The following is a 23,711-nucleotide window of genomic DNA, read 5'->3' as shown; positions in this document are numbered from 1 at the left end:
ATTTAGTGACCGCCATGCCAAACAAACCAACCTACCGTATCGCCCCAAGTATTCTCTCTGCAGATTTTGCCCGTCTGGGCGAAGAAGTGCGTAATGTTATCAGCGCCGGTGCAGATATGATCCACTTTGACGTCATGGATAACCATTACGTTCCCAACCTCACTATCGGCCCACTGGTCTGCGAAGCAATTCGTCCTCATGTCACGGTGCCGATAGACGTTCATCTCATGGTCAAGCCGGTCGATCGCATCATTCCGGATTTCGCCAAAGCTGGTGCAAATATCATCACTTTCCACCCGGAAGGCTCGGAGCACATCGACCGCTCCCTGCAATTAATCCGCGATCACGGATGTAAATCAGGGTTGGTGTTTAACCCGGCAACACCTTTGGACTATCTTGAACACGTGATGGATAAGCTCGACATCATCTTGATCATGTCGGTTAATCCCGGCTTCGGCGGACAGTCTTTCATCCATGAAGCCCTGCGAAAAATCGCTATCGTGCGTCGCATGATTGACGATTCCGGTCGTAATATCATGCTGGAAGTGGACGGCGGCATCAAAATAGAAAATATCGCCCAGGCTGCGGCCGCAGGAGCAGATACGTTCGTTGCGGGTTCAGCCATTTTTGGCAAGCCTGATTACAAGGCAGTGATTGATGCAATGCGCGGCGAATTGGCAAAGGTATGACGTTGCATGGGAGGGAACTTTTAACAAAGACCAACGTTGCCGCTCAAGGTATCAAGCGCGGAATAACGCGCAAGTTGCAGAATACGCCATGTTGACCGGCATTAAAGCGGTCATTGTTGATCTGGACGGCACCATGCTCGATACCGCGCCAGACTTTCAGGTTGCCATCAATCGCATGCGTGCCGATTTCGATCTGGCACCGCTACCGCTGCAAACTGTCAGCAATTTCGTCGGCAAGGGATCGGAAAACCTGATTCGCCGCGTCCTGGGCGTCGATTTTTCTGCTGAACAAGTCGAAGCCCATTTCGATGCAGCGTTAGCGGCGTATCAACGTCATTATCTCGCCATCAACGGACATTTCGCCACGCTCTATCCTGACGTCATGGAAGGACTGCAAGCGATGCGCGCCATGGGCTTACGGCTGGCTTGCGTCACCAATAAGCCGATTGCGTTTGCACTACCCTTGATGAAAACAACCGGATTGAGTGCTTTTTTTGAGTTGACCTATGGCGGCGATTCGTTTCCCAGGAAAAAACCTGATCCCATGCCATTTCTGGAAGTTTTTCGCGAATTCCAATGCGTGCCTGCACAAGTTGTCGCCATCGGAGACTCTTCCAATGATGCTCTGGCCGCCCGCGCAGCCGGTTGCCGCGTGTTAAGCGTTCCCTACGGTTACAATCATGGCGAACCTATACAAAACGTCGATTCCGATGGTATAGTACCTACGCTGCTTTCCGCAGCGCACTATATTTCGCTCTAACGTAAAAAGTATTAACACCACGCGTATTAAGATCACTGCATTAACAACAGGTATTAATGCCGAATATTAATACCACTAATTAATATCACTTATTAATACCTATTATTAATACCTGTTATTAACATCGACTTTTTTAACCAAATTTCTTAAATGATGTTTCTCGAAAAAAAACGTATTGTCCCATTAGCCGCCTCCGAGGCCTGGCTCTGGCGACGCTGGCAATCCTGGGCTAAGTAACCCGCTGATCGCCGCTGTCCGTAATTTCGTCTATTTTAGAGATGATCACAGACAACGTTTTTTTAAAGTCGACCACCGCTGTTTTACAATAGCGGTCTGGAGAGAAACATGACCGAACTCGAATTCAAATCGCTGGCCGCACAAGGCTACAACCGCATCCCCCTGATCGCCGAAGCATTGGCTGATCTCGAAACCCCGTTAACGCTGTATCTGAAGCTCGCGCAAACCCAACAAACTGGCAAAAATACGTTCTTGCTCGAATCCGTGGTTGGTGGTGAGCGCTTTGGACGTTACTCCTTCATCGGCTTGCCTGCCTCAACGCTACTGCGTAGTTACGGCACTCGCATTGAGGTCGTTCAGAATGACAAGATCATCGAGAGCCTGGAAGGCAATCCGCTCGACTTTATCAGCGAATTTCAATCCCGCTACAAGGTTGCGACCCGTCCCGGCATGCCGCGTTTTTGCGGCGGGCTAGCTGGCTATTTCGGCTATGACACGGTGCGTCACATCGAAAAGCGCCTGGCGAACACAGCCCCAAAAGATGATTTGGGCCTGCCCGACATTCAGCTACTGCTAACCGAAGAATTAGCCGTCATCGACAATCTGTCCGGCAAACTGTATCTGATCGTGTATACCGACCCGACCCAGCCTGAAGCGTTTTCCAAAGGGCGCCAGCGCTTGAAAGAATTGCGCACCATGTTGCGCCGTCCGGCCGATGCGCCGGTGACATCCGCATCCGTACGGACAGAGACCATCCGCGAATTCAAAAAACCGGATTATCTTAAAGCCGTTGCCAAAGCCAAGGAATACATTATGGCGGGCGATTTGATGCAGGTCCAAATTGGCCAGCGTATCAAAAAGCCCTACGTCGATTCACCGCTGATGCTGTATCGCGCATTGCGGTCGTTAAATCCGTCGCCTTATATGTACTTCTACAATTTTGGCGATATGCAAATTGTTGGTTCATCGCCAGAAATTCTGGTCCGCAACGAGCAAACCGCCGCGCCGACCGCAAACGCTGATGGAAAACGTAAAGTCACCATCCGTCCGCTGGCAGGAACCCGTCCACGCGGCTCCACGCCAGAGCGCGACGAACAGTTAGCCATTGAGCTATTGGCCGATCCAAAAGAAATCGCGGAACACGTGATGCTGATTGATCTGGCCCGCAATGATATCGGGCGTATTGCCGAAACAGGCAGTGTCAAAGTCACCGATCAGATGGTCATCGAAAAATATTCTCACGTGCAGCACATTGTGTCCAACGTCGAAGGCGTGTTGAAATCAGGCTTATCCAATCTGGATGTCCTCAAAGCCACCTTCCCCGCCGGCACCCTTTCGGGCGCACCAAAAGTGCGGGCGATGGAAGTGATCGACGAACTGGAATTAACCAAACGCGGCATTTACGGCGGCGCTTGCGGCTATTTATCGTTTGGTGGCGAGATGGACGTCGCCATCGCGATACGCACCGGTGTCATTAAAGACGGCATGCTGTATGTGCAAGCCGCCGCCGGTATTGTCGCTGACTCGGTACCTGAGACCGAATGGGAAGAAACCGAAAATAAAGCCCGCGCAGTCCTCCGCGCCGCCGAACAAGTGCAAGATGGTCTGGATGGAGAAATCTGATGTTACTCATGATCGATAACTATCATTCACGTTCAGCAGCACTCGTAATCGTTCGACATTTCGCCTCTCTGCCCCGTAGAACCTAGCGATAGTATCCTTAGACGTTCACTAAAGTTTACTGACAGCAACAAAAAAACCGGATAACCTACAGGACACAAATCCTCGTTATCCGGTATGCCATCACTCACTGATACAAAAATCCGCACCGCCAAACCGACCGACAAACCTTACATTCTTCAAGATGGTAACGGCTTGTACTTGGAGGTTCGCCCTTCCGGTTCCAAATATTGGCGCTATCGTTTCTGGCTAACACCAGAAAAAGACGGTCGCTACACTATTGGCGAATATCCTGCGATCTCACTTTCTGAAGCACGACGAGAGAGGGAACGCGCTCGTGAAATGGTCAAGCTGGGGATTAATCCCACACACGAAAAGCAAACAGACAAATTACGGCAAGCCGTTTCGCGGGCCACTACATTCGAGGCTGTCACCCGCGAATGGCTGGATAAGAAAGCGGACAAGCTGACGCCCTACTCTCTTAAGCAAATGACCAGCGCATTCGAGCAAAACGCGTTTCCTAAAATCGGACGTTTGCCAATCCGAAGTGTCACGGCCGCTCACTTACTCGACGTTCTGCAAACTATGGAGAAACGTGGAGCGGCTTCCTACGCACTTATGTTGCGTCAGTGGTGTTCTGCCGTATTTCGCCATGCGGTCGTCACTTTACGTGCCGATGGGGATCCGGCTGCGGCCCTAAAAGGTGCGCTGCATCGACCAAAGGTTAACCATAGCAAAGCGATGACAAGGGAAGATATCGGCGATTTTTTGGCAAGGGTCAGAGAATACGGCGGTAACCGGACAACAGTTCTTGCAATGCGTCTGATACTCTATACCTTTGTGCGTACGGTAGAGTTACGCAAAGCATCATGGAACGAGTTCGACCTGGTGGCAGGAGAATGGAAAATTCCTGCAGAACGCATGAAAATGCGCCGGACGCACTGGGTACCGTTGCCTCAACAAGCGGTAGCTATTTTGGAAGAGTTGAAGAGAATTACCGGCGCTGGTGAGTGGCTATTTCCGAATTTTCGTCGTCCGAGTGACGTTATGAGCGCGACCACAATCAATCGTGCGCTGGAAAATATGGGCTACAGTTCCGGGTTATGGACTGGACATGACTTTCGCGCTACGGCCTCGACGCAGTTATATGAAATGGGCTATCGAACGGAATGGATTGAACGCCAATTGGCCCATGTAGAAGACAACAAGACTAAAGCCGCTTACAACCATGCTGAGTATTTGACAGAACGTCGGCAGATGCTGCAAATATGGGCGGACTGGATTGATAAAATTCCCGAGATGACCATAAGAAACGACGAGTACGTCGATCTGATCTGAGATTGCACATATAAAATTTAGTTGTTAAAATTAAAACTTAATGATGGTTACCAAATAGGAGACTCGGTGGAGGTCGAAATGAAATTTGATCTGGAAGAATTGGTAAAAGTTGGCAGCCATTGGCTCGAGCTGTTTGACTCAAATTTTGCGATGAACAACCTCCCGCTTAACAAGCGCCCTCTCCAGTCTGCGATTTGGTTTGTTAAGGATGGCATTGAGAAACTGCCATTTAACGACTCGAAAGAGAACTTCTTGGAAAAAGAGTGGTTCACGGCCTTAGTCATTGTAATTCGCGAATGGTATCAAGAACGCTATGGCACCGCCCACTTCGAGGTCGTTCGTGAAACTTTCAGTGGCATAGTGCTAATGTACCGGACGCCGATCAAAATTGAAGTACCAGTCGCGGTGACAAAAGTACACGTCGAAGGTGAAACTTGTTGGATAACATTCCCAGACTCGATCCATGAATCGGAAAATTTGAAATCTTTCTTCCCGACCTGCCCCAATTTTGATGCACTTCCGAAAGGTGAGCGCATTAAAATTGAGAAGCGTGTGGATCTCATCGTTTCCAGGACTAGGAGCATAAACCTTGCTCTTCAAGCTGCAGCGGACCTTCCAGATGAAGCAGAAAAAATGGCAGCTGGAGTGTGGTGGCATATCGAAAAAGCAGTGGCCGATATATTGAGCTTAGATACTGCCGTGGCTGCGGTTGGATGCTGGGAGCTACATCTGGCAGTCGAGAAATCGTTCAAAGTATTCCTGAGGCAAAACGAGAGCGAATCGCGGGGCCATAACCTCATTAAACTATCCACAGCTTCAGGCAAATTTGGGTTGAATGTCACGAAGTCGGTCTTAGCAAAATTGCCTGAAGAGCATCGAGCGATCAAGCTCCGATATGGGGAAGCCGACATAGAAATTTTCGAGGCTGTGGAGAATTACGAAGCAGCACTTCAACTTGTCTACGAGATCACAGGTAAACTGAAACGAACTTATAGCATAAACAACGCTGCCTTTCTGCTGAAAAAACCACCCTGGGTGGGGCTAGGCACATAAGTTACTAGGGTTCGCTAGCAGTTTTTCCCATAGGCGATCCCTTATCAACAAAGGGAACCGCGGCGGCGGGTAATTTTCCGCTAGGGGCGACTTTGCCGCAGTCCCAGCACCGTGTAGTAATAATTATGCCGCGTGCTGTGACTCTTCCAGCAACACCTCTGGATGACGCAAAGCTATATTCAATAACGTTCTCGCTGCACCTGATGGACTACGGCGGCCCTGCTCCCATTCTTGCAAGGTACGCACAGAAACACCCATAAGTATCGCGAACTGCGATTGCGACAAGCCCGATTGTGTTCGAGCCTTAGCAATCTCCGAGACAGCAACAACGGTGGAGCGCGCAACCTTCCCTGCTTTCATTTCCTTTACCGATTGAAGTAAATCAGCTTGGAATTGCTCTAGTTCCTTATCCATGATCAATTTCCTCCTTCAGTTTGTTCAAAAATTTCGCGGGCAAATTATCAAATTTTGCTTTTGTATAAGCAATAATCAACCAAATCCGACCATTCTCAAGCATGTTGTAATAGATGACACGAGCGCCGCCGCGCTTTCCTCTTCCTGAACCAGCCCATCGCACCTTACGCATACCGTTCGTTCCGGGGATGACATCACCAGAAAGTGGATTATTGGCAATCCAGTTAATGAAAGCAACTCGTTCATCTTCGGACCATATTTCGCTAGCATAGCGTTGGAATATCGCTGTTTCGGAGACTGTGTACATACCTGAATTATACGTCATTGACGTACTTTTGCAAGTGTATCGATGAAGAGCGGTCAATACTGCTCTCGCAAAAGTTGCAAACGCCAACACCAGCCCGCTCTTCAACAATGTTGATGGCCAGCCAAAAGCGAAAAAATTGTTTCAAACATTGGAAAACTGGAGCAATTAAACTTCCAAGAAAATCATCAATCACGCGATTGCCTCCGACTAGCTTTATACGGCGTGACATCCCGTTCCTCAATCTGTTGATTAATCCAGTCCTGAACCTCCGATTCAACCCATCCGGAAATACGACCCAGTTTGATTTGGCGCGGAAATATACCCTCTTTAATTTTGGCGTAAATCATTGTTTTGCAAAAACCCACCATTAGCTGTACTTGGGGCAACCGTATAAACCTTTGATTTATTTGGACGGGTATTTTTTCCTGATGGTTGCGCATGGTGACACCTCCTGTATTTATTAATTGATTTGAACTCATCGATAATCTTTCACAGAATATTTTTTGATCGGCGGTCCCATCTGCATAAGGCGACCGATATTGTGGTGAGACCCACCTCATCGCCGACCGCGACCGTGGCACAAAGCTCTGCGTTAGTAATATCGCGTCTGATTGCAATCACGACACCAGTTTGCCGACCGTGATCACTATCAAATTCGACCATCGCGCCAATGTCAGGTATAACTTTATCCAATCCCAGCTCCCCACAACATTCCGTTCACCAGGCCGTACATCACTGCCCCAGTCAGCACCCCGTTAATCACGGTATGGAAGCGCAGTTTCCATCGATCAAGCATCAAGTGCAGGGCATCAGAAATCCCCCATATTGCAAAAAACATAAATAAAAAGACGCACATCTGCATAAGCAATTTCATCATTCCTTCCTTTCATCAAAAATTCGCGGATACGCACAGGCCTTCAGCGCCGCCCATGCATCAATGAGCGTAGATTTGGCGTCCTGGGAAAGTCTATTCACATCAGGAATCATCCAGTCCGGCTGTTTTTCTCTTGGTGCCGGATCGGGGTGCGTACAGTTATTTACACGAGTCCGAGGAAGGGCAACTGCCGCCCCGTCGCATGCGGTGGTGGCCGATGCGACCGGCGTCCAGATGTGCCGTACCGACTTGAACACCACGCCATATAAGGCCGCGCAATGGACACCGTACGGTGTGGATTTAATCGTCTCGCCATAACGCCCGATGCAGGTTGTGACATCTTTCGCCAGCGTGATGATCAGATTTTTACGTGGCACGAGGGGACCACCTTGTACTCGCAGATAATCGGCAAAGTCAGCGCGTTTTTCCCCTTCGATCTTTTGCGCTGCATTCCATGCACGCTTCATCGGTTCCGGTGCTTCCACCAGCATGTCGTCTTTTATTCGACGTAACTCACGCCAGACCGTTACCGGTGCGCCACCCCATTGCTGAAACTGGCGGATCCCCCAGCACGCGGACCATGCATCAATCCGCGCTGACGGGACTAACTCTTGGTCGCCCACGCAATCGGTGACGACGACATACCCTTCCTTTGTTTTATGGTCGCCGACATGTGCGCCGTCAATATTTTTAGAGACATATTTCGCGATATATCCGGCTGCACTGCCCTTATGCCAGTCGATCCGGACGACTTCCAAACGGCGTGCAAACGCACCCGGTTCGCCCCGTTCAGCGGTCCACGCGTAGCGCTTCATCAAGCGCGTTGTGCGGCTAGCCACGTCTACAATGTGCGGCGTTTTATAGTGGGTGGTCGGTCGAACAAATAACAGCATGTGCCAGTGCGGCGTTGCATCGTGGTGTGGCTCGGCAATGCGAAAGCCATATAACCCAATCCCGCGTCGTGCCAATGCGGACCGGAAACGCGCTGTCACTTTTTGCAGATACGCATTCGCTTCCCGTGGTGTTGCCCCGCTATATTTCGGATTCGGCTTACCACTATGCAACGTCGCATGAAAGTGCGAAGGACAGGTCCACGTCACAAACAAGCCTTCATCGCCCAGTTCTTTCGCAATGGTTTCAAAGCCATTTAATCGCAGCATCAACTCTCCTCGTCGTATCGCCTTGTTTGCCGTGGTGGTACCGGCCAGTTCAGCCAGCGTGAATTGCTGACCGAGTTCGTTTTCTAATTTTTGTCCGTCCAGCGCCAGTTCGTTGCGGCGGTTTTGGGCCAGTCTGGCGATGACCGTGTCGTGGCTTGCGTAAGGTTCACCGTGATAATGGACGTAGCCGAGGCGGATGTTACCCGCCTCAAAGGCCCGACCGATGCGCTTACGCAACTGGCCGCGCCACCAGTGCGGATTGACGGCCCGTGCGATCACGTCTTTCAGTTCGTCAAACTCCGGTGCATCGATCCCGTATTCCGCACATTCGCAGCGGATCACCTGCAATGCATGCAAGTTCGACTGCGCGCCCCACAGCGCCCCGACGACATGCGCCGCCGCTTTCTTTGCCGTCGCCACAATGTCCCTGTCGTGCTGCGACAGATCAACACCAGCGGGCACATAGCGGTCAGCAAACTCGCGCACAAAATCCGTCGCCATCGACTCATAAATTTTGTACCAGGAGGACCACGCCATTTTGTCGAGCGCCTGACCGATGACGCGCTTGCGCCATTTGTAAGGCAACCGGGCCAACTCCGGCGCAAAGCGCTCCGACTGTAAGAAAGTGAGATGCCGTTGACGGGCAGGCAGAACGACGTGTTTAGACTGCATGCATCACCCGTTCAAACATCCCGACCGAGGCCACGACCGCCGCCTTGATCGCGGCCCGTTCCGACGAGGTAAAAGAATGAATTGGACTTTCCCATCGTGTCATCGGCAAGCCAGCCACAAACAGCACATAGCGCCGTGCATGCTCCGGTGTGGTTCCCCACGATTGTGCCGTCAGGCGTTGCAGGCGCGCCGCATCCTGACGTGGCTTGATCAACTTGCGCGCAGCTATTAATTTGGCCCTTGCATGATCTGGCGTGGTCAGTGTGGCGGTGGCGCCATCCCACTCGGCGAACAAGTCCGTGACCGGCATAAACGATGGATGGTGATCAATCAGCGAGACGCCCATTACCAGACCCCCGCCATGCCACCCAGTCGCGCAATACATTGCGCCAGTTGCTCATCGAGCACCTCGCCCACCGCCAAGCGATGGCTGTCATTTAACAAATGCGACCGAGACACAAACCAGTTGCGTAAGTCTAGTTTGTCTATCAGGAGGGCATAGGCGCTTTTAGTGAACATGACCTAGCCCTTGACCCAACCGAACCCGACCGCAAAGGCCGGGGCAAACATGACGAAACCGCATAGCAGCCCTGATCCAAAATTCTGAAGGACTTTTTTCATTCGGACACCTTGTCGTGAGTCACTATGTCGCCGAGGGCTAATGCGTGCATACCGGCATCCAGATGAATCGTCATTTCGCTCCTACTACCATCATGAAAGTGAAAAACGATGCGTTGAAAGGAGATAAACGCGTCGCCTGGTTCGTTAGGAACAATGGTTCTGACAGGTTCGATCGTGATACTTTTGATCCTCAAAAGTGTTAGGTCTGTCGGCATAATTAGAGCCCTCCTCTCGCCTGCTTGACGAGCGCCAAATTACCCATAGATTTCCCCCTATAACGCTTTAGATCACCCCAGCGCGGACTGTTGAGATCCGATGACCTGGAGGCCGATAAAACCAACATCGGTGGAATGGCAGCATCGTTTAATTGATCCTGGACGGGCGTGACAATTGTGCTTTTCATAGTTTTTTCTTATTTCAAGGTGAGCAAATCCCGCATGCCGAAACTCAGGCATGACCAGACATGCGGGTCAAGTTTAAAAATTGCTAACGATCCATCCGACAAGCTGACTAGCGCAACAGACGTCCGTTTTCTTCAAGCCGCCAAGCGCGGCCAAGAAGACCGAGGCAGGAGAAAAATCCGCAAAACAGGCATAAGCCGCCAAAGGCAAACTAGCGCCATTTACTTAACTTGCTCCCGAGGGGACGGTTTTAAGGAGCGTCTTGTGCATATACTTTTGCGCGTAACCGATTAGCTCCGGTCGCGATATACCTTTTATAACAATTGAAGGAATGCTATGAAAACAACGCTCATCGCCAGAATGGAAATCGCGGAATTCGACACCGCTATTCTCAACAAACTTCACCCGCAAATCGCCGATATGCGTGCCGTCAGAAAAGAACGAATGATCATCGGCTTCCGTAACGAGCAATGTGATATCTACCGTCTTATTGGGGTCTCTGATGTCGGATTGTTTCTTAATGCAATCAATAAGATGGCGGGTCTCAACTTGATCGACGAACTTGAATTTTTGAATTACGCAAAGGATGGATGTGATGTCATCTTTAGCGCCCGCTAAGACTTTGTTTTCCGTATTTTCCTGATCCTTGAGCACCTGCTTATTCGTATATTCCACAGTGTTTTCCTTATTTCAGGGTGAGCAAATCCCGCATGCCTGAAATCAGGCATGACCGGGTACAACGTAAAAGGTGAAGCGCGCTAGCGGAGTATTACGGCGGCGCGGTAAGGTGATGCGCGGTCATGGTGCCCTCATTCGTTCTTGAATAACGCCAGTTGATTGGCGCAAGCATTACGGACGTGCTGCGACAAATGAATCCGTACATCTGGGTTCGGAATAGCGGACATCGACAACGTGCGCAAGACTTCGAGACTCGCCACAAAGGTATGACCACATTCGGGGTTCTGGCACATGTACGTGATCTCTTTCATCAGGCTCGACATCGTGCGGCTTTTGGCGGCGCGCACACGGTGCTGGCAATGGGGGCAAGGCAAGCTGATTACTCTCATGTAGAATTTTTCTCCACCGGATACAAGGCCCGGTTTCTGCCGGTAATCTCACAGGCTCGTATGCGTATCTCAGACTTCAACAGCCACTCGGTCGCCTGTTGTAAGTCCGGCAGACCATACTGCTGGCGGAACCGCTCCAGTATGTCGCTCTCATTTTCGTCTAACGGGGTATCTGCTAGGGGCATTGTCGGCTGCTTATAAGATACTAATCGCTGTCTTCGTTTATGCTGCGGTCCGGGGTACGCTATGGGTGTCCTCCGCTAGCATCGCCAGGGCCTTCTTAATAACGATCTGCCTTACGATAGTGGCGACCGATTCGCCTTGATAGTTAGCCAGCGACACAACGATGGCATGCTCGTATTCATCCATGCGGACCATGACGCGGTTGTTGCGAATTCTTTTGATGTCGGCATACATAATGGCGTCCTTTATGGGTATGGTTTAGCTGCAAGGTCGTGCTTGTAGTCGCTTAGGCCGCGCAGGATCAAGTAGCGTAAAAACCATGCACGAGAACGCTGCTCGTTCGTGGCCAGCTGCTCCACTTCCGCGACTTCATCAGGCGTCAATCTAATGCCGAGCGGTTTGGACGTCAGCCCTTTTGGCGTGCGGCGCATTCTGGTTAAGGTTTTCATAATGGTATGATTGGTAATTGCTAGGGATGGCATAACTATAGTGAAGAAAATTGCACATGTCAATGCATGAAAGTAAAAATAGGAGCACAGTTGGGGATGCGCTGAAAAGTGAACGCGTACGTCTGGGTATGAATCAAGAGGATTTTTCCGCTGTCGGAGGAGTAACAAAGCGAACTCAAATTTCGTACGAACAAGACGAACGTGCACCCGACGCGCTCTATTTGCGAGCGGTGGCAGCAATCGGCGTTGATGTGCAATATATTCTCACTGGTGAGCAGGCATCATCAGCATTAAGTAAAGATGAAAAAGAATTATTGAGCGGTTATCGCGGGTTAGATATACGCGGGAAAGCTGGCGTCCTCGGCATGATTGACGGGATGAGTGCGACACCAACCACCGGTAATACAACCCACGTGAAACTTCACGGCAACGTTGGTCAGCAAGTTACTGGGGATATCAAATCACCGCAGACATTCACTATCGGCGGGGCCAGGAAAAAGAAGCCGCCGGTCTCAGATTAATCCTAAAAAAAGCAAAAAAATATCAACTTTTGTCACAAAAAGTTAGGGAAAAGGCTTAGAAAAATTACCCAAATATTGGGTTAGTATTTGTACTCGCTATGAGATAGACGCGAATACATCACTTGTGTGAGTGGTGTATTTTTTTTTCGTCCTATGACCTGAAAGAGGAAACAAATTTGATTTGGATATTGGGAGTCATCGCACTTATTGTTCTCTACTATTGGATTGGTTTCACGGGCATATTTCTTGGTGCCCTTGGAGTTGTGGGGCTGGTGGCTAGTTCAGTTAGCCTATATTGGTTGGCGCACGGAATCGCAGACCGAAAAAAATGTCGTAAACTTGGATTACCCGTGCTCTCAATCTGGCATCACATCAACCAGGCAATGAAGCGTGATGAAGCCGAAATAGCAGGAATGACGCCTGAAGAATCGCTGTCGGTTAAAAAGTCTTTCGTGCCTCGACGGACGCGCGACGTGGACGTATCAGAGGGCACTCAGTCGCTCGTACCCCTTTCACAAACAAGCAAAACCGTTTCACGCGATGATAGAAAAATCGAAGAGAAGGCGGACGACCGGATTGCTAAAGAAAAAGCTGTGATAGCACGATGGGCTAATGACAACGTCGTTGCTACGCGGGCTTTGACTAAATCTCGCGCAAATGAAAAAACGCATCGAGCCACGGGTTCTATTCAGTTACCCGATCTGATTAATTTTACATACAAAAATGCAGAGGGGGAGATTGCCGACCGTGATGTCAAGGTGTGCACAGCCGCCACCAATGGACAAGGGAATGCCTATGTCGAAGGATATTGCCTTGAAAAAAGGGCGAATCGGACATTTAAATTGGATCGTATTATTGGTTCGCTTACGCGCGCTGAGACAGGGGAAATAATGACTGCTAATGACTGGTTTTCTGAGCTAAGTAGCGTCAGCGTTAGTACCGACACTAAAGTGATCCGACCTCCCAAGAAAACGATCACCGTAGCTGCTCCAAATGAAGCGACCAGCATTCTCTTCACTGGCTTTAAGCGCGCCGAGCGAGAAGCAATGGAACAGCTTGCAGAGAACGCTGGTTGGCGGATCAGGAAAACCGTATCAATGACGTTGGACTATCTGGTGATCGGTGATAACGCAGGGCCATCAAAACTCAAGGAGGCGAAATCACTGGGGGTTGAGATTGTGAAAATAACTGCTGGCACCAACTTTTCGAAATGGCTTGATGAAGCAGTTGAAGCAATTTAAAACAATCTGGAGACGCGACAAGCATGACAATACAGAATGGATTTTATGGCGACACCACGTCAGCGGTGACCGGCGAAGTGGGCGAGGACAAAGTTTTACATGAGATTTTGTCGTCAGCCAAAATGCTCACACTGACCGAAGAAGAAATTGAATTAATCGCCCGCTTTCGAACCCTGGATTCGCATGCAAAAGCGCAAGCATTCGATTGCGTCGGTGGCGTTGCGCCCGTTGATTTGGGAGTTCATATCGTGGTGTATGGCGAGGTTGGGCAACAGGTTATGGGCAACGTTACCGGGCCGCAGACTTTTAACATGGGCGGAAAATGATAGAAAAAGCGATAGTTTGATTTTTTATGGACGCGCCCAGGATGGGCGCTTCAGCATCTCTACAGCTATCTTCTTTCCAAAAAGCTCTGGCAAAACGTCCTTGGCCGGGCGCGCTTTAGCGAAGTCCTCAGCGCTCCATTCCGGATTGTCGTCGCTGAGTTGTTCGGGATTTATTTTCTTAGACATAGCGCGCCTTTGCATTCTAGTAATGTCAACTTAATGCGTTAACGCATGGTCTTTCAACCAATCGCGCAATGCGGCATCCATGCGTGTTTGCCAACCGTCCCCAGTAGCGCGGAACTGCATTAATACATCCGGCGACAAGCGAATGGTAATGCGCTCTTTAACCGGAGATTTTTGTGGGCCACGTTTGCTGACGCCTAGTTTTTTTAACAGCGAATCAGACAGTACTTCTGTCGCCGGTTTAAACCGTGCCAAGTCCTCGGCTGTTAGTTCACGGACTTCACCTTCTTTATTGGTGAAAGGTAAGTGGTTTTTCATGTATCTTTCCTTCTCTTAGATTGGCTTTACGAAAGCTAATAACGCGTATTCCGGCGTTGCTTTCTGTAAAACATAGCACGTGGAGACGTTGCCCAAGGTATCCCACCGCGATATAGCGCTCTTCGCCATAATCATTGCGTTCATCTAATGCAATTTCCGCGGTAGCAAAATCAAAATCCGCAGCTTGCTCAAAGCTAAGGTCTCGATCTCGGATGTTACGTTCGTTCTTGTCAGTATCAAATGTAATATCCATGAGCTATATTGTATGTACAAAATGGGAGTAGATCAAGTTGTTTAGGAATTACCGCAGATTGTCTTGCGCCCGGTTGATGCTCTATTTCAGCTTATTCAATCTTGCTTTTTAGCTCAATCCGCGTGGTAAATCCGCTGCCGCCGACGTTATGCGTGACTTTCGGTGCTAATCCTTGAACGCCATCAATCAGGGCTTTGCAACCTGAGATGTTGATATGCCAGCTGTATTCAGATACCCGACCTCGTCCACGAGCATACAAGCGCGCCTCTAGACGTTCATTAAGGGTATGAATAAATATGAGCATGACCAAGATGTTAAAGGCTACTTTTTGAACGTCAAAAACATGTGATTTTTGACTGTTCAAATATGGTCGTTTTTGAACATTAAGCGCTTATGCATCCGCCTAACCAACTATCTGTTGTGCTTCATGATGGTCTCCAGCTAATATCAAAGTATTAATGTTGCTGCGAAGATGAGAAAAGATGAAAGCTCCACTGCAAGCACCGGTGCAAGAAGATCAGACCCGCCAATCTGATATGGCCCAGCGAGCGTCGACCATGCAGACAACGCGGGACGGTGGCTTTGTAGACAATCGACCGGTAGCAGTAGCGCAGCGCAAACTGCAAGAAATGATCAACAACAGCCCCCGGATGTTGCAGCAGAAAGCATTCGCCGACATGATCAACAACAGTCCGCGCGTGCTGCAACAAAAAGCACAGATGGACGCCATCCAGAATAGTCCCCGTATGGTGGCGCAGCGTCAGAAAATGGATGCGCTATTCGGTGGCCCGGTGCAGCGGCAAGAGGACCAGGTATCGCACGATGGTCTGCAACCTGAGCGAGCAATGGAAAAGTCGGTACAGGCAAAATCATCCTCTGAAGCCCCATTGCAATTAGCCCAGGCACCAGCTGCAAAATCAAACAATACCGGCCTGCCCGACCAGCTTAAATCCGGCATCGAATCGATGTCTGGCATGTCGATGGATCACGTCAAGGTGCACTACAACTCGTCGCAACCGGCGCAATTGAATGCACATGCCTATGCACAAGGCAGTGACATTCATCTTGCGCCGGGCCAGGAGAAGCATTTGCCGCATGAGGCTTGGCATGTGGTGCAGCAGGCGCAAGGGCGGGTTCGGCCTACTTTGCAGATCAAGGCGGGCGCGGTCAACGACGATCCTTCATTGGAGAAAGAGGCTGACATGATGGGCGAGAAAGCCGTGCAGTTCGAGGGCGACCATGTTGCACGGAACCTAGTGGCAGAGGAATGCGTATTAAGTTTAGTAACCCAGCGTGTCGCCGGTTTCACCTTTGTTACGTTTGCTAACGATACGGGCACGCAGAGTGCATCCCGAGGCACGACGCAGTTGATGACAATAGACAATGGTCCGTCAATCATGCAGCGCAAGGTTACCCACGGATTAATGATGGCTGAGTTTGGCTCGCAGGGGCCGGAAAAAATCCCCCCCCTCATTGGTACCTGGTTGAAAGAATTGGAAGAGCAAATCTACAAATTTTGCCTCAGCCATGCCAATGAAGTGAATAATAAACTCCCGGAAGGCGATCAGTTGATCGGTCAAACTAACAAATTGGTAAAAACCATTATGAATACGCTAGCTAAGGCGGTCAACGGCTACGAAGAGATCGCGGGCTACATGCGCGAACTGACCATGGCTGCCGCCCACACCGCCTCAGGTGCCGCAGTATCCGGGAGCACCGACAATACCGGCAAAGCGGATGCAATCTGGCAGCCAGTCGGTGGTGAACAATATGCTGCGCAAATGAAAACGGTGAAGACGTGGCAAAATATTTTTGTTGATGAAAATCTACCAAAAGCAATTGAACAGTTAGCTGGAAAACATGGCGAAGTTCCGCCCAAAAAAGCAAAACTGGTAGCCGATCTGGCGGTATTGCAACCCATTTCTGAGGTTAGTCTCAATCCATCTGACATTTTCACGAGTCTGCGAAATGTATTGCAGACCCAATGGGGGGAAGGTACTTATAGCGAGCATGTCTACCAAATCCGGTTGTGGGTCGATCTCGTATCACCCGCTGGTGAGTTGCATAACGCCTGCTGGACTTTCGACAACCAAGGCAACGGCATCTCATCAGTGATCACGACGCGACGCTCGCCGCAGCAGCAGCAAGTGTCACAAGTCCGGCAAGGGGCTCCTCACCGTTTCATACTCGCGTATCCGGCAGCATATCCAACTGCCTTCAAAGGAGGAACCGCGACGCTATACGAATTGGCCAACGACTATAGCGTTCTCAATAATCATAAACGTGAATTAACAAAAAAGGATGCCACAGAGAAAGAAAAAGCTTTCGCCGTTGCCGGTCATAATAAATCAAAAGCTAGCGATGAGACAGAAGAGGCCGAAGGCATGGGTTTAAACATATTTGACTAAAACGCATTTCTTAAATACCTTTGAAGCAAGTTCAGACTGCCGCGAGGACCGTGGAGAAATTTCGGACGTGATTGTGCTGGCTTGATAAATCGAAAGATACGCGCCGTTTAGGAGCCGCGTACCGATAAGTAACTGGCGGTTACAAGCGCGGCAAAGCTCTAAGCATTTATTTTTGACAGTACCTTTGACCGTACATTTCCATATTCAAAATCAAAGACCCTTTGTCTATAAGGCTCTCATAGCATTGTTATATTCCACCTATCGATTGATCCAAGCTAATACACAAAAGAATCTTGTTCATTGTCTCCATCTACGAACACTTCATTGCGTGCTATTTTCTTCAATAATCTCCCGCCGCTCCCGTATTTTCTCCCATTCGAGTTTGGCGGCGCGGCTGGCGCTTTGCTTGCTGACGTAGAGGTGTTGAAGTGCTTTCGGATTGCCACGAGCGCCCGCCAGTTCCTCCCCTTGTTGCTTGCTGACCTTATCGCGCCACGCTGCCGTGACGCCGGTGATTCCTTCATCCGGGTCGGTCTGCTCTTCGCGTTCCACTTCCGCTTCTTCCGTTTTGATTTCCAGTTCGATGGCGGTGGTAAAGCCATTGCTGCCGATGCTGTGCGTGACTTTCGCTGTCAGCCAGTCCACGCTATCGATGGTTGCTTTAAAGCCCGATACCGTGACCGGTGACTGCGGGATCAGTTCCGGATTGCCTACGGCCAGCGTCAGTTCAAACGTCGCCAATCCGCGTTGGATGCGCAGCCATTCCGCCACTGCCGCCGTACGCGCATCGTCTTCGTTTGCATAGGTGGTGCGCAGCCGTTTGGCGTTGCCCGTTGGGCCGGTCACCACACTGCGACGCAGGACTTGCTTGTCATTCTGCCAGAATACCCGCACGCCGGTATAGCTGTCGCGTTCCGCGCTGTGATAGCGGTGGCCGTCACCGAGTTGGCGTGTGATATCGATTAGGGGTAATGGCTTGCTGGAGACGGTCTGGCTGCGGCTGGCGGACGTAAAAATCAGGGTATCGTTTTTGACAGTCGCGACGGCATCGTATTGTTTGCCAAGGCGGCGCAGGAAGGCGGCGTCGCTCTCGCGGGTCTGGTCGATGTGTTTAACTGAAATGTCTCGTAGAGTGTCCGATATTCCTACTTTGAGTTGCTGCCGAAACGCAATGACTTCAATGATTGCCCCGAGCGTGGTGTCATGGAAGCTATGTTCTTCGACTTGCCGAAAGGTATCGATCAGATTGACAGTCCGGGCGCGCAACGTGATGGTGTCGGGTGCGCCACTGTGTTCGACTTCATCGACGGTAAAGGTGCCTTTGTCGACAAGGCCGCTGTGTTTCCAGCCGATGTGTAGATGGATCTTTGCGCCTTTGTACGGGATGGCAAGTTGACCGTCGGTGTCGTCGAGCGCGATGTCGAGCTGGTCGGCTGACTCGTCGCGGCATTCGGTCAGCGTCAGGCTGATCAGACGCGGACGGATGATCGCAGTTAAGTCACGGCCATCTAAGGTGACCAGAAAGTCCGGGGTATGGTCGTTCATCGGTTTACCACACCACTGGCGATGCTGCCAATGCCGTTGACCGCATTGAGGTTGTTGGCCAGCCCTTCAAGCGTGAGCATATCGCGCAGCGTGCCGATGTTGCCCAGGTTGTTCAATGCGTTGTGAACGTCGTCATCGGTGCATTTGAGCGTGATCGCAAACTCGATCCGTCCTGGATTGCCGTCGATGCCGAAATGGGTTTTGCCTTCGGTCATGCTGGTGATGATATACGCGCCATAAATCCGTCCGGTCCCCTGAATCAGGATCCATGACTTGCCGGTATCGGCCATCAGGTGTAATGCGTCGAGTGCATAGAGCGAACCGGTGAGTTCGGGCGCTATCCAGCCCGAGAGCGTGATGGTGTCGTCGCCCTTGCCGGTGTATTGAAACGCGTCACGCGCCCCGACACGGGCGTTGCTGACGTGTTTCCATTCGGTCTGGCGTTGGAGTTCCTGATACGCCAACGTGGGGAGGCTGAAGACGAACATGCCGAGGGCCATCATCATTTTCTTTTTTCTAAGTGATTTGTGTGATGACTGGAGGCGCTTTCGGTTTTGTTGGAACGTTTCTCCGGAGAATATTTTTCCGGATTCACAAAAGGAGAAACTGCAGAATGATGAGTGCTATTTTCAGTGGAATTGGGGCGTTGAAAACGCGTATTGATGTCGTTAAAACCAGCGTGGCGGTGCGGGACGATGACATGATCGCATCCGCGCTGCGAGAGATGACGGATCGCCTTTTCGATATTCAGCAAGCCAGTGTATTGGTTCAGCAGGATAATCTTGCGCTGATTGTGCAAAATAAGCAGTCGGTGGAGCTTCAGACGGTGCTTGAAAAAAAGTATGCGCAGTTGCTGGTTGCGTTCGATGGCGCGGTAAAGGTAAGCGAAGACTTGCATCGGTATGCGCTTTACACCACGGCACGCGGCGGCATTGTGATGCATTGTAAGAACCCCAAAAGCCCAGTTGAGGAAGCAATCTATCTGTGTGCTTCCTGCGCAGGCGAAGGCAAGAAAACGATCCTGCAGCTTGATACGTATCTCTGGTTGCGATGCCCTCAACATGGAAAAGTAGGATCCGATATTCCGGATTCGGGACCAAACGTGATGATGTTTTAAAGTTTTCATAGATGTCATCTGTTAGTTAATAGTCGTGCAAACTGGAACGTTGACGTGCACGTTTTTCACGATCGCGCCGGTCTAGCGCCTGTGCGACCGCTAGCGCAATCGCGTTGCCATCCATGCCGGGTGTGGTCTGGATGGTGATCTGGATTGTGTCGCCCTGGATAACCGTGCCGCCGTTGGCTCCAGGCGGTGCCATCGGTGGGCGGGTATCAAACGCCATCGCGGGCATGGTGGCGGCACCAATGGCGATACCCGCGCCCAGTTGCGTTAAGCGTTTGGCAAGGCTGCTGACCTGCGCTACTGGGGCATCTTCGCTGCGTTGCAGACCGATCGCCAGACCTTGCATCGTGTGATCGCCCACGGATGCAAAAACCCGACTTGGGCTACGGATACCAAGCTTGTCTTTAAACACGCCAATGACGCTGTCTGCAATGCCAGCGACCTTTCCTTGCACCCATCCCAGCATGCCCGTCATACCATTGATCAGGCCGGTGATGATATTGACGCCGAGCGTGGCAAATTTGGCCGGTAGTGCAAGGATCCAACCGACTACTTTCCCCACGCTGTTACCGATTCTTTCGCCCATGCTCTCAGCGGCAGCGCTGGTATCGCGCATGGGTTGCCACAACCAGCTTAAGCCTTCAATAATCCAGAGGATAGCGACTTTTACCGGTTCGAAGGCTTTAGCGAGAAGGGCAAGGAACGGCATGCAATGGACTAACATGCCGCCGAAGTTCCTCATACCTTCCCATAGCCACGACAAAGCGCTCCCCAGGGCTTTGAATGCGGGCATCGCAGCACTGCCGATGCCACGCGTCAGACCTTTGAACAGTCCAATGAAGAAACTACTGATGGGTCCCCAAAATTTATAGATGGCAATTGCCGCCCCCACAAGCACGGCGGTTAAAGCGGCAATGCCCCATAGAGGTAGTCCTGCGATTGTCGCACCGACCAGCATTGCCCCCTGGACGATACGGCCGAGAATGGTGAGGGGTCCGGCAAGCGTGCGGCCCAAGACCAGAGCACGCGATCCGACGGATATCAGGCCCCCACCGATATTGCGCAATGCTGGCAGTAGCCCCCATGCCTTGAGGCCCAGCAATCCCAGTGCCATTTTGAGCGCGGCGATAGGTACAACGATGCTGGCCAGGGTTAACGCCAGCGTGCCGGTGACCGCCATCACCGCGCCAATTCCCAGGGCAATTTTCAGTAACGATGCCGTCAAAGCCGGGTTGTGCTGCATCCATTTGCTGATGCCGCGCAGGATGTCGGCGATCCGGGACGTTACCCGGCGCAAAGGTTGATCAATCGCGTCAGAGGCCGTGATACCAAGATCCTCCCAGGACGAACGCATTGTTTGTAGGTCGCCTTGCAGGTTGTCGGCCATGATGGTGGCAGTTTTTCGGGCGACGCCTTTGGCGTTTTCGATAATGGCGACATAGCGATTGATGCCATCCGCGCCTTGCTTGTCGATTAGCGCGGCCATGCCTGCTGCCGGTTCTTCCCCAAAAATCTGTTTTAAGTAGTCGAGGCGCTGACCACTGCCTAGCAGTTTAGTGGCGTCGGCGACGTCACGCAAAATGGCAGGAATATCGCGCACGTCGCCTTTTAGGTCGCGTGAGGCGATCCCCAGTTCGTCCAATGCGCTTGCGGCCTTGGATGTGGGCGCGGCCAAGCGCAACAGCATCGAGCGCAGCGTCGTGCCCGCCATACTGCTTTTGATCCCGGCGTTACCCAGTAAGCCGGCCATGGCGGATGCCTGCTCTAACGACATTCCGGCCGCTTTGGCAATCGGGCCGACATACTTCATGGTGTCGCCCAGCATTTCCAGATTGGTGTTGGCGGTGGTGAAGGTCATGGTCAGTACGTCACCCACGCGGGCCATTTGATCGGATTGCAAGCCGAAGCTGGTCAGGATGTCGGAGGCGATATCGGCGGTGCGCGCCAGGTCTGACCCGCCCGCTTTTGCCATCGATAGGACGGTCGGCATGGATTGCAGGATTTCATCCGGTTTGAAACCGGCCATGGCCAGATAGCCTTGCCCTTCGGCCGCTTCAGTAGCGGTGTAACTGGTGGTGGCACCCAAGGTGCGAGACTGGTCGCGTAAGCCGGTGAAGGCTTCTGATTGTTTATCAAGGCCACTGAGGGCCTGCACGCGTGACATGGCGGCGTTGAAATCCACGCCGGGGGTGAGCATGCGTCTTGCGCCCATCAGCATGCCACCGCCCATGGCACCACTGGTGATGCCGACCGCAGCGGCGTTACCGGCAAAGTCCCGGGTTTTGGCAAATTGGGCGCGCACCTTGGCCATGCGCGCTTGCTGACGGGCGACGGCGGCCAGCTTGTTTTTTTGTTCTTCCAGTTGGGCGGTAGTGGCGGCGATGTCGGTGCGCAACTGACGTTGATGTAGGCCAAAATTAGCCGTGCTTTTGCCTGCGTTGGCGATGGCGCCGCGCAGTGCACCGGTCTGAATACCCGCCCGGGCCATCTCGTCACGCAAGCCTTGCAGTTTGATCTGGTCCTCACTGAATGCGATGCTGAGTTTTTTTGCCGCCGCTTTGGCATCCTCAAATCGCTTTGCCATTTCTTTGGCGGGACTGGCGGCAGTCTTGAATTCTTTCGCTAAGTGGTTAACGTTGGCTTGTGCGATTTTTAATTGCTGGGACGTGGTGCTGAGACCTGCGTGCAGCTCACGAAACTTGCCAGCGGCGCCTTGCTGTTGATTCAGTTCCTTTAAGCGTTCACTGGTGGCTTTTAGCGCGGCACTGGTAGGCGAAGCCGCACCACGTATTTTCTTCAGCGGACCCGTAATATTGTCCAGCGCTGTCATGATGACTTGTAATCGTAGGTCCGCCATGATCGTCCTTTATTGCTCTGCAGTGCTACGCAATCGGGCGCGTTCGCGCCAGTCCATCAATTCATTTAATGTAAATGCCGCCATCGCCGCCGGGTCCCAATGAAACACCACGGCGATGTCGGCCATGGCGTTTTCTACGCAGTCGGGGAGACCATGTTCCGATCCGCTTTCTTCGCTAAAAAATAGGCCACCTCGGCCCCCAGTGCCATCAGATCGGCAAGGTCCAGATTGTTGACATCTTGCGTGGTGAGGATTGGTTGGGTGATGCGCGGCAATACTTTTTGCAGGGCCATGACATCGAGGTTGGCGACATCGACCAGTGAGACGCCGCGCAGCTCTCCGGCTTTTGGTTTGCGTAATTGAATTTCGGTAATGACGGTTTCGCCGCGTTGCAGCGGTTCGTCCAGAATAACGGTGACGTGGTTGGTGGAAGTGGGTGCAACGGAAGTTTTGACGGCTGACATGGTGTGCTCTTTTTAATGGACAAATAAATGAATGGTGCGGTTGATCTGATTCGTTACAGACCGATGGCTTGGCGCAGTGCATCGTTGACGCTGACGCCGTTGATCTTTTCAATACAGTTCATAAAATCGAGTTCGATCAGGTCGACGTTATCGACCGTGAGTTTGTAATAACTGACGGCGGTACTGTACTTATGGGCGGTGTCGTCGCCAATTTTGGCAGACCCCATATCGATTTCTTTATGCCGTCCGCGTACCACCACTTCAACGGCTAATACGTCGCCGGTATCGTCATTTTGATAGGCCCCGGCAAAGCGTAATTGCACAGCGTTGTGGGATTTGGCAGCGTATTGCTTTAATGCGTCAACAACGAGGCCGCCCGTTGTCCATTCGAGTGTCAGCGCTTCGTTACCCATATCGACCATGATCGGGCCGCTCATGCCACCGGCACGGTATTCTTCCATTTTTCGGCTGAGTTTTGGGAGCGTCAGTTCTGGCACCAGCCCCATGTAGGAGGCGCCATCGTTGAACACATTAAACTCTTTGAGTTTGTTGGGTAAGCCCATGAAA

34 protein-coding genes are annotated in these 23,711 nt (G+C 51.4%); 10 read left to right on the top strand and 24 right to left on the bottom strand.

The features are described from left to right. The first annotated feature begins 14 nt into the window (after window positions 1–14). From rpe to JQN73_RS11800, 5 genes are all read left to right on the top strand, one after another. On the top strand, window positions 15–689 hold the full coding sequence (rpe, locus tag JQN73_RS11820) for a ribulose-phosphate 3-epimerase (protein ID WP_205318993.1): 675 nt from the start codon (window positions 15–17) through the stop codon (window positions 687–689). 88 nt (window positions 690–777) lie between these two features. After that, complete coding sequence (locus JQN73_RS11815; protein WP_205318992.1) at window positions 778–1,449, top strand: phosphoglycolate phosphatase; 672 nt, start codon at window positions 778–780, stop codon at window positions 1,447–1,449. Between the two features lie 345 nt (window positions 1,450–1,794). After that, complete coding sequence (trpE, locus tag JQN73_RS11810) at window positions 1,795–3,309, top strand: anthranilate synthase component I (RefSeq protein WP_205318991.1); 1,515 nt, start codon at window positions 1,795–1,797, stop codon at window positions 3,307–3,309. Between the two features lie 174 nt (window positions 3,310–3,483). Beyond that, window positions 3,484–4,704 (top strand): integrase arm-type DNA-binding domain-containing protein, encoded by a 1,221-nt coding sequence (locus JQN73_RS11805; RefSeq protein ID WP_205318990.1) that lies wholly within the window; start codon window positions 3,484–3,486, stop codon window positions 4,702–4,704. A gap of 78 nt (window positions 4,705–4,782) precedes the next feature. Next, entirely contained in the window at window positions 4,783–5,757 is a 975-nt protein-coding gene (locus JQN73_RS11800; protein WP_205318989.1) for a hypothetical protein, read from the top strand. 123 nt (window positions 5,758–5,880) lie between these two features. Here the strand turns inward: JQN73_RS11800 and JQN73_RS11795 are convergent, their stop codons facing one another. From JQN73_RS11795 to JQN73_RS11730, 14 genes are all read right to left on the bottom strand, one after another. Beyond that, window positions 5,881–6,171: a DNA-binding transcriptional regulator gene (locus JQN73_RS11795; RefSeq protein WP_205318988.1), complete on the bottom strand. Its 291-nt coding sequence runs from the start codon at window positions 6,169–6,171 to the stop codon at window positions 5,881–5,883. Continuing rightward, window positions 6,164–6,478, bottom strand: coding sequence for a transcriptional regulator (locus JQN73_RS11790; RefSeq protein ID WP_205318987.1), 315 nt, complete (start codon window positions 6,476–6,478; stop codon window positions 6,164–6,166). The genes JQN73_RS11795 and JQN73_RS11790 overlap by 8 nt, the downstream gene beginning before the upstream one ends. A 185-nt stretch (window positions 6,479–6,663) precedes the next feature. Beyond that, on the bottom strand, window positions 6,664–6,918 hold the full coding sequence (locus JQN73_RS22640; protein WP_205323327.1) for an AlpA family transcriptional regulator: 255 nt from the start codon (window positions 6,916–6,918) through the stop codon (window positions 6,664–6,666). 49 nt (window positions 6,919–6,967) lie between these two features. Continuing rightward, window positions 6,968–7,171 (bottom strand): hypothetical protein, encoded by a 204-nt coding sequence (locus tag JQN73_RS11780; protein ID WP_205318986.1) that lies wholly within the window; start codon window positions 7,169–7,171, stop codon window positions 6,968–6,970. Beyond that, entirely contained in the window at window positions 7,164–7,355 is a 192-nt protein-coding gene (locus tag JQN73_RS11775; protein ID WP_205318985.1) for a hypothetical protein, read from the bottom strand. The genes JQN73_RS11780 and JQN73_RS11775 overlap by 8 nt, the downstream gene beginning before the upstream one ends. Continuing rightward, window positions 7,352–9,184, bottom strand: coding sequence for a replication endonuclease (locus JQN73_RS11770; protein ID WP_205318984.1), 1,833 nt, complete (start codon window positions 9,182–9,184; stop codon window positions 7,352–7,354). The genes JQN73_RS11775 and JQN73_RS11770 overlap by 4 nt, the downstream gene beginning before the upstream one ends. Further along, window positions 9,174–9,530 carry a hypothetical protein gene (locus JQN73_RS11765; protein WP_205323538.1) on the bottom strand — a complete coding sequence of 119 codons (357 nt, stop codon included), beginning with the start codon at window positions 9,528–9,530 and terminating at the stop codon, window positions 9,174–9,176. The genes JQN73_RS11770 and JQN73_RS11765 overlap by 11 nt, the downstream gene beginning before the upstream one ends. Further along, window positions 9,530–9,703 carry a hypothetical protein gene (locus JQN73_RS11760; protein ID WP_205318983.1) on the bottom strand — a complete coding sequence of 58 codons (174 nt, stop codon included), beginning with the start codon at window positions 9,701–9,703 and terminating at the stop codon, window positions 9,530–9,532. The genes JQN73_RS11765 and JQN73_RS11760 overlap by 1 nt, the downstream gene beginning before the upstream one ends. Window positions 9,704–9,801: 98 nt before the next feature. After that, entirely contained in the window at window positions 9,802–10,020 is a 219-nt protein-coding gene (locus JQN73_RS11755) for a hypothetical protein (RefSeq protein ID WP_205318982.1), read from the bottom strand. A 411-nt stretch (window positions 10,021–10,431) separates the two neighbouring features. Beyond that, window positions 10,432–10,881, bottom strand: coding sequence for a hypothetical protein (locus JQN73_RS11750; protein WP_205318981.1), 450 nt, complete (start codon window positions 10,879–10,881; stop codon window positions 10,432–10,434). Window positions 10,882–11,015: 134 nt separating this feature from the next. Then, window positions 11,016–11,273 carry an ogr/Delta-like zinc finger family protein gene (locus tag JQN73_RS11745; protein WP_205318980.1) on the bottom strand — a complete coding sequence of 86 codons (258 nt, stop codon included), beginning with the start codon at window positions 11,271–11,273 and terminating at the stop codon, window positions 11,016–11,018. Further along, entirely contained in the window at window positions 11,270–11,458 is a 189-nt protein-coding gene (locus JQN73_RS11740; RefSeq protein ID WP_205318979.1) for a hypothetical protein, read from the bottom strand. Before JQN73_RS11740 ends, JQN73_RS11745 begins: the two co-directional genes overlap by 4 nt. Before the next feature lie 37 nt (window positions 11,459–11,495). Next, complete coding sequence (locus JQN73_RS11735; RefSeq protein WP_205318978.1) at window positions 11,496–11,690, bottom strand: hypothetical protein; 195 nt, start codon at window positions 11,688–11,690, stop codon at window positions 11,496–11,498. Between the two features lie 11 nt (window positions 11,691–11,701). Continuing rightward, complete coding sequence (locus tag JQN73_RS11730; protein ID WP_205318977.1) at window positions 11,702–11,905, bottom strand: CopG family transcriptional regulator; 204 nt, start codon at window positions 11,903–11,905, stop codon at window positions 11,702–11,704. A 62-nt stretch (window positions 11,906–11,967) separates the two neighbouring features. Here JQN73_RS11730 and JQN73_RS11725 point away from each other — a divergent pair, with 62 nt between their 5' ends. From JQN73_RS11725 to JQN73_RS11715, 3 genes are all read left to right on the top strand, one after another. Then, window positions 11,968–12,426, top strand: coding sequence for a helix-turn-helix domain-containing protein (locus JQN73_RS11725; RefSeq protein WP_205318976.1), 459 nt, complete (start codon window positions 11,968–11,970; stop codon window positions 12,424–12,426). A gap of 176 nt (window positions 12,427–12,602) precedes the next feature. Beyond that, window positions 12,603–13,667, top strand: a complete 1,065-nt coding sequence (locus tag JQN73_RS11720) for a BRCT domain-containing protein (RefSeq protein WP_205318975.1) — start codon at window positions 12,603–12,605, stop codon at window positions 13,665–13,667. Window positions 13,668–13,690: 23 nt separating this feature from the next. Further along, window positions 13,691–13,993 carry a hypothetical protein gene (locus JQN73_RS11715; protein WP_205318974.1) on the top strand — a complete coding sequence of 101 codons (303 nt, stop codon included), beginning with the start codon at window positions 13,691–13,693 and terminating at the stop codon, window positions 13,991–13,993. A gap of 24 nt (window positions 13,994–14,017) precedes the next feature. Here the strand turns inward: JQN73_RS11715 and JQN73_RS11710 are convergent, their stop codons facing one another. From JQN73_RS11710 to JQN73_RS11695, 4 genes are all read right to left on the bottom strand, one after another. Then, entirely contained in the window at window positions 14,018–14,179 is a 162-nt protein-coding gene (locus JQN73_RS11710) for a hypothetical protein (RefSeq protein ID WP_205318973.1), read from the bottom strand. A 30-nt stretch (window positions 14,180–14,209) separates the two neighbouring features. Then, window positions 14,210–14,494, bottom strand: a complete 285-nt coding sequence (locus JQN73_RS11705) for a BrnA antitoxin family protein (RefSeq protein WP_205318972.1) — start codon at window positions 14,492–14,494, stop codon at window positions 14,210–14,212. Then, window positions 14,466–14,747 carry a BrnT family toxin gene (locus JQN73_RS11700; protein ID WP_205318971.1) on the bottom strand — a complete coding sequence of 94 codons (282 nt, stop codon included), beginning with the start codon at window positions 14,745–14,747 and terminating at the stop codon, window positions 14,466–14,468. Before JQN73_RS11700 ends, JQN73_RS11705 begins: the two co-directional genes overlap by 29 nt. Window positions 14,748–14,838: 91 nt before the next feature. Beyond that, window positions 14,839–15,111: a hypothetical protein gene (locus tag JQN73_RS11695; protein ID WP_205318970.1), complete on the bottom strand. Its 273-nt coding sequence runs from the start codon at window positions 15,109–15,111 to the stop codon at window positions 14,839–14,841. 118 nt (window positions 15,112–15,229) lie between these two features. On the opposite strand from JQN73_RS11695, the gene JQN73_RS22465 reads away from it, so the two are divergent. Beyond that, on the top strand, window positions 15,230–17,155 hold the full coding sequence (locus JQN73_RS22465; protein ID WP_240162241.1) for a DUF4157 domain-containing protein: 1,926 nt from the start codon (window positions 15,230–15,232) through the stop codon (window positions 17,153–17,155). Between the two features lie 321 nt (window positions 17,156–17,476). Here JQN73_RS22465 and JQN73_RS11685 read toward each other — a convergent pair whose 3' ends face one another. Together JQN73_RS11685 and JQN73_RS11680 are read right to left on the bottom strand one after the other, a co-directional pair. Further along, entirely contained in the window at window positions 17,477–18,700 is a 1,224-nt protein-coding gene (locus JQN73_RS11685; RefSeq protein WP_205318969.1) for a contractile injection system protein, VgrG/Pvc8 family, read from the bottom strand. Further along, complete coding sequence (locus JQN73_RS11680; RefSeq protein WP_205318968.1) at window positions 18,697–19,206, bottom strand: phage tail protein; 510 nt, start codon at window positions 19,204–19,206, stop codon at window positions 18,697–18,699. Before JQN73_RS11680 ends, JQN73_RS11685 begins: the two co-directional genes overlap by 4 nt. 107 nt (window positions 19,207–19,313) lie before the next feature. Between JQN73_RS11680 and JQN73_RS11675 the strand changes: the two genes are divergently transcribed. Beyond that, a complete protein-coding gene (locus tag JQN73_RS11675) occupies window positions 19,314–19,817 on the top strand; it encodes a hypothetical protein (protein ID WP_205318967.1) in 504 nt (167 codons plus the stop codon). A gap of 25 nt (window positions 19,818–19,842) precedes the next feature. Here the strand turns inward: JQN73_RS11675 and JQN73_RS11670 are convergent, their stop codons facing one another. From JQN73_RS11670 to JQN73_RS11655, 4 genes are read right to left on the bottom strand one after another with little or no spacing between them, the layout of a single operon-like run. Further along, window positions 19,843–22,680, bottom strand: coding sequence for a phage tail tape measure protein (locus JQN73_RS11670; protein ID WP_205318966.1), 2,838 nt, complete (start codon window positions 22,678–22,680; stop codon window positions 19,843–19,845). A gap of 9 nt (window positions 22,681–22,689) precedes the next feature. Continuing rightward, window positions 22,690–22,806: a GpE family phage tail protein gene (locus JQN73_RS11665; protein WP_205318965.1), complete on the bottom strand. Its 117-nt coding sequence runs from the start codon at window positions 22,804–22,806 to the stop codon at window positions 22,690–22,692. A gap of 8 nt (window positions 22,807–22,814) precedes the next feature. Next, window positions 22,815–23,144, bottom strand: a complete 330-nt coding sequence (locus tag JQN73_RS11660) for a phage tail assembly protein (RefSeq protein ID WP_205318964.1) — start codon at window positions 23,142–23,144, stop codon at window positions 22,815–22,817. 53 nt (window positions 23,145–23,197) lie between these two features. After that, window positions 23,198–23,707, bottom strand: coding sequence for a phage major tail tube protein (locus JQN73_RS11655; protein WP_205318963.1), 510 nt, complete (start codon window positions 23,705–23,707; stop codon window positions 23,198–23,200). Window positions 23,708–23,711: the final 4 nt, after the last annotated feature.

Source organism: Glaciimonas sp. PAMC28666, assembly GCF_016917355.1.
GTDB lineage: Bacteria > Pseudomonadota > Gammaproteobacteria > Burkholderiales > Burkholderiaceae_D > Glaciimonas.
Note: the sequence above shows the minus strand (reverse complement) of the source record. Positions and strands in the feature narration are given on the sequence as shown.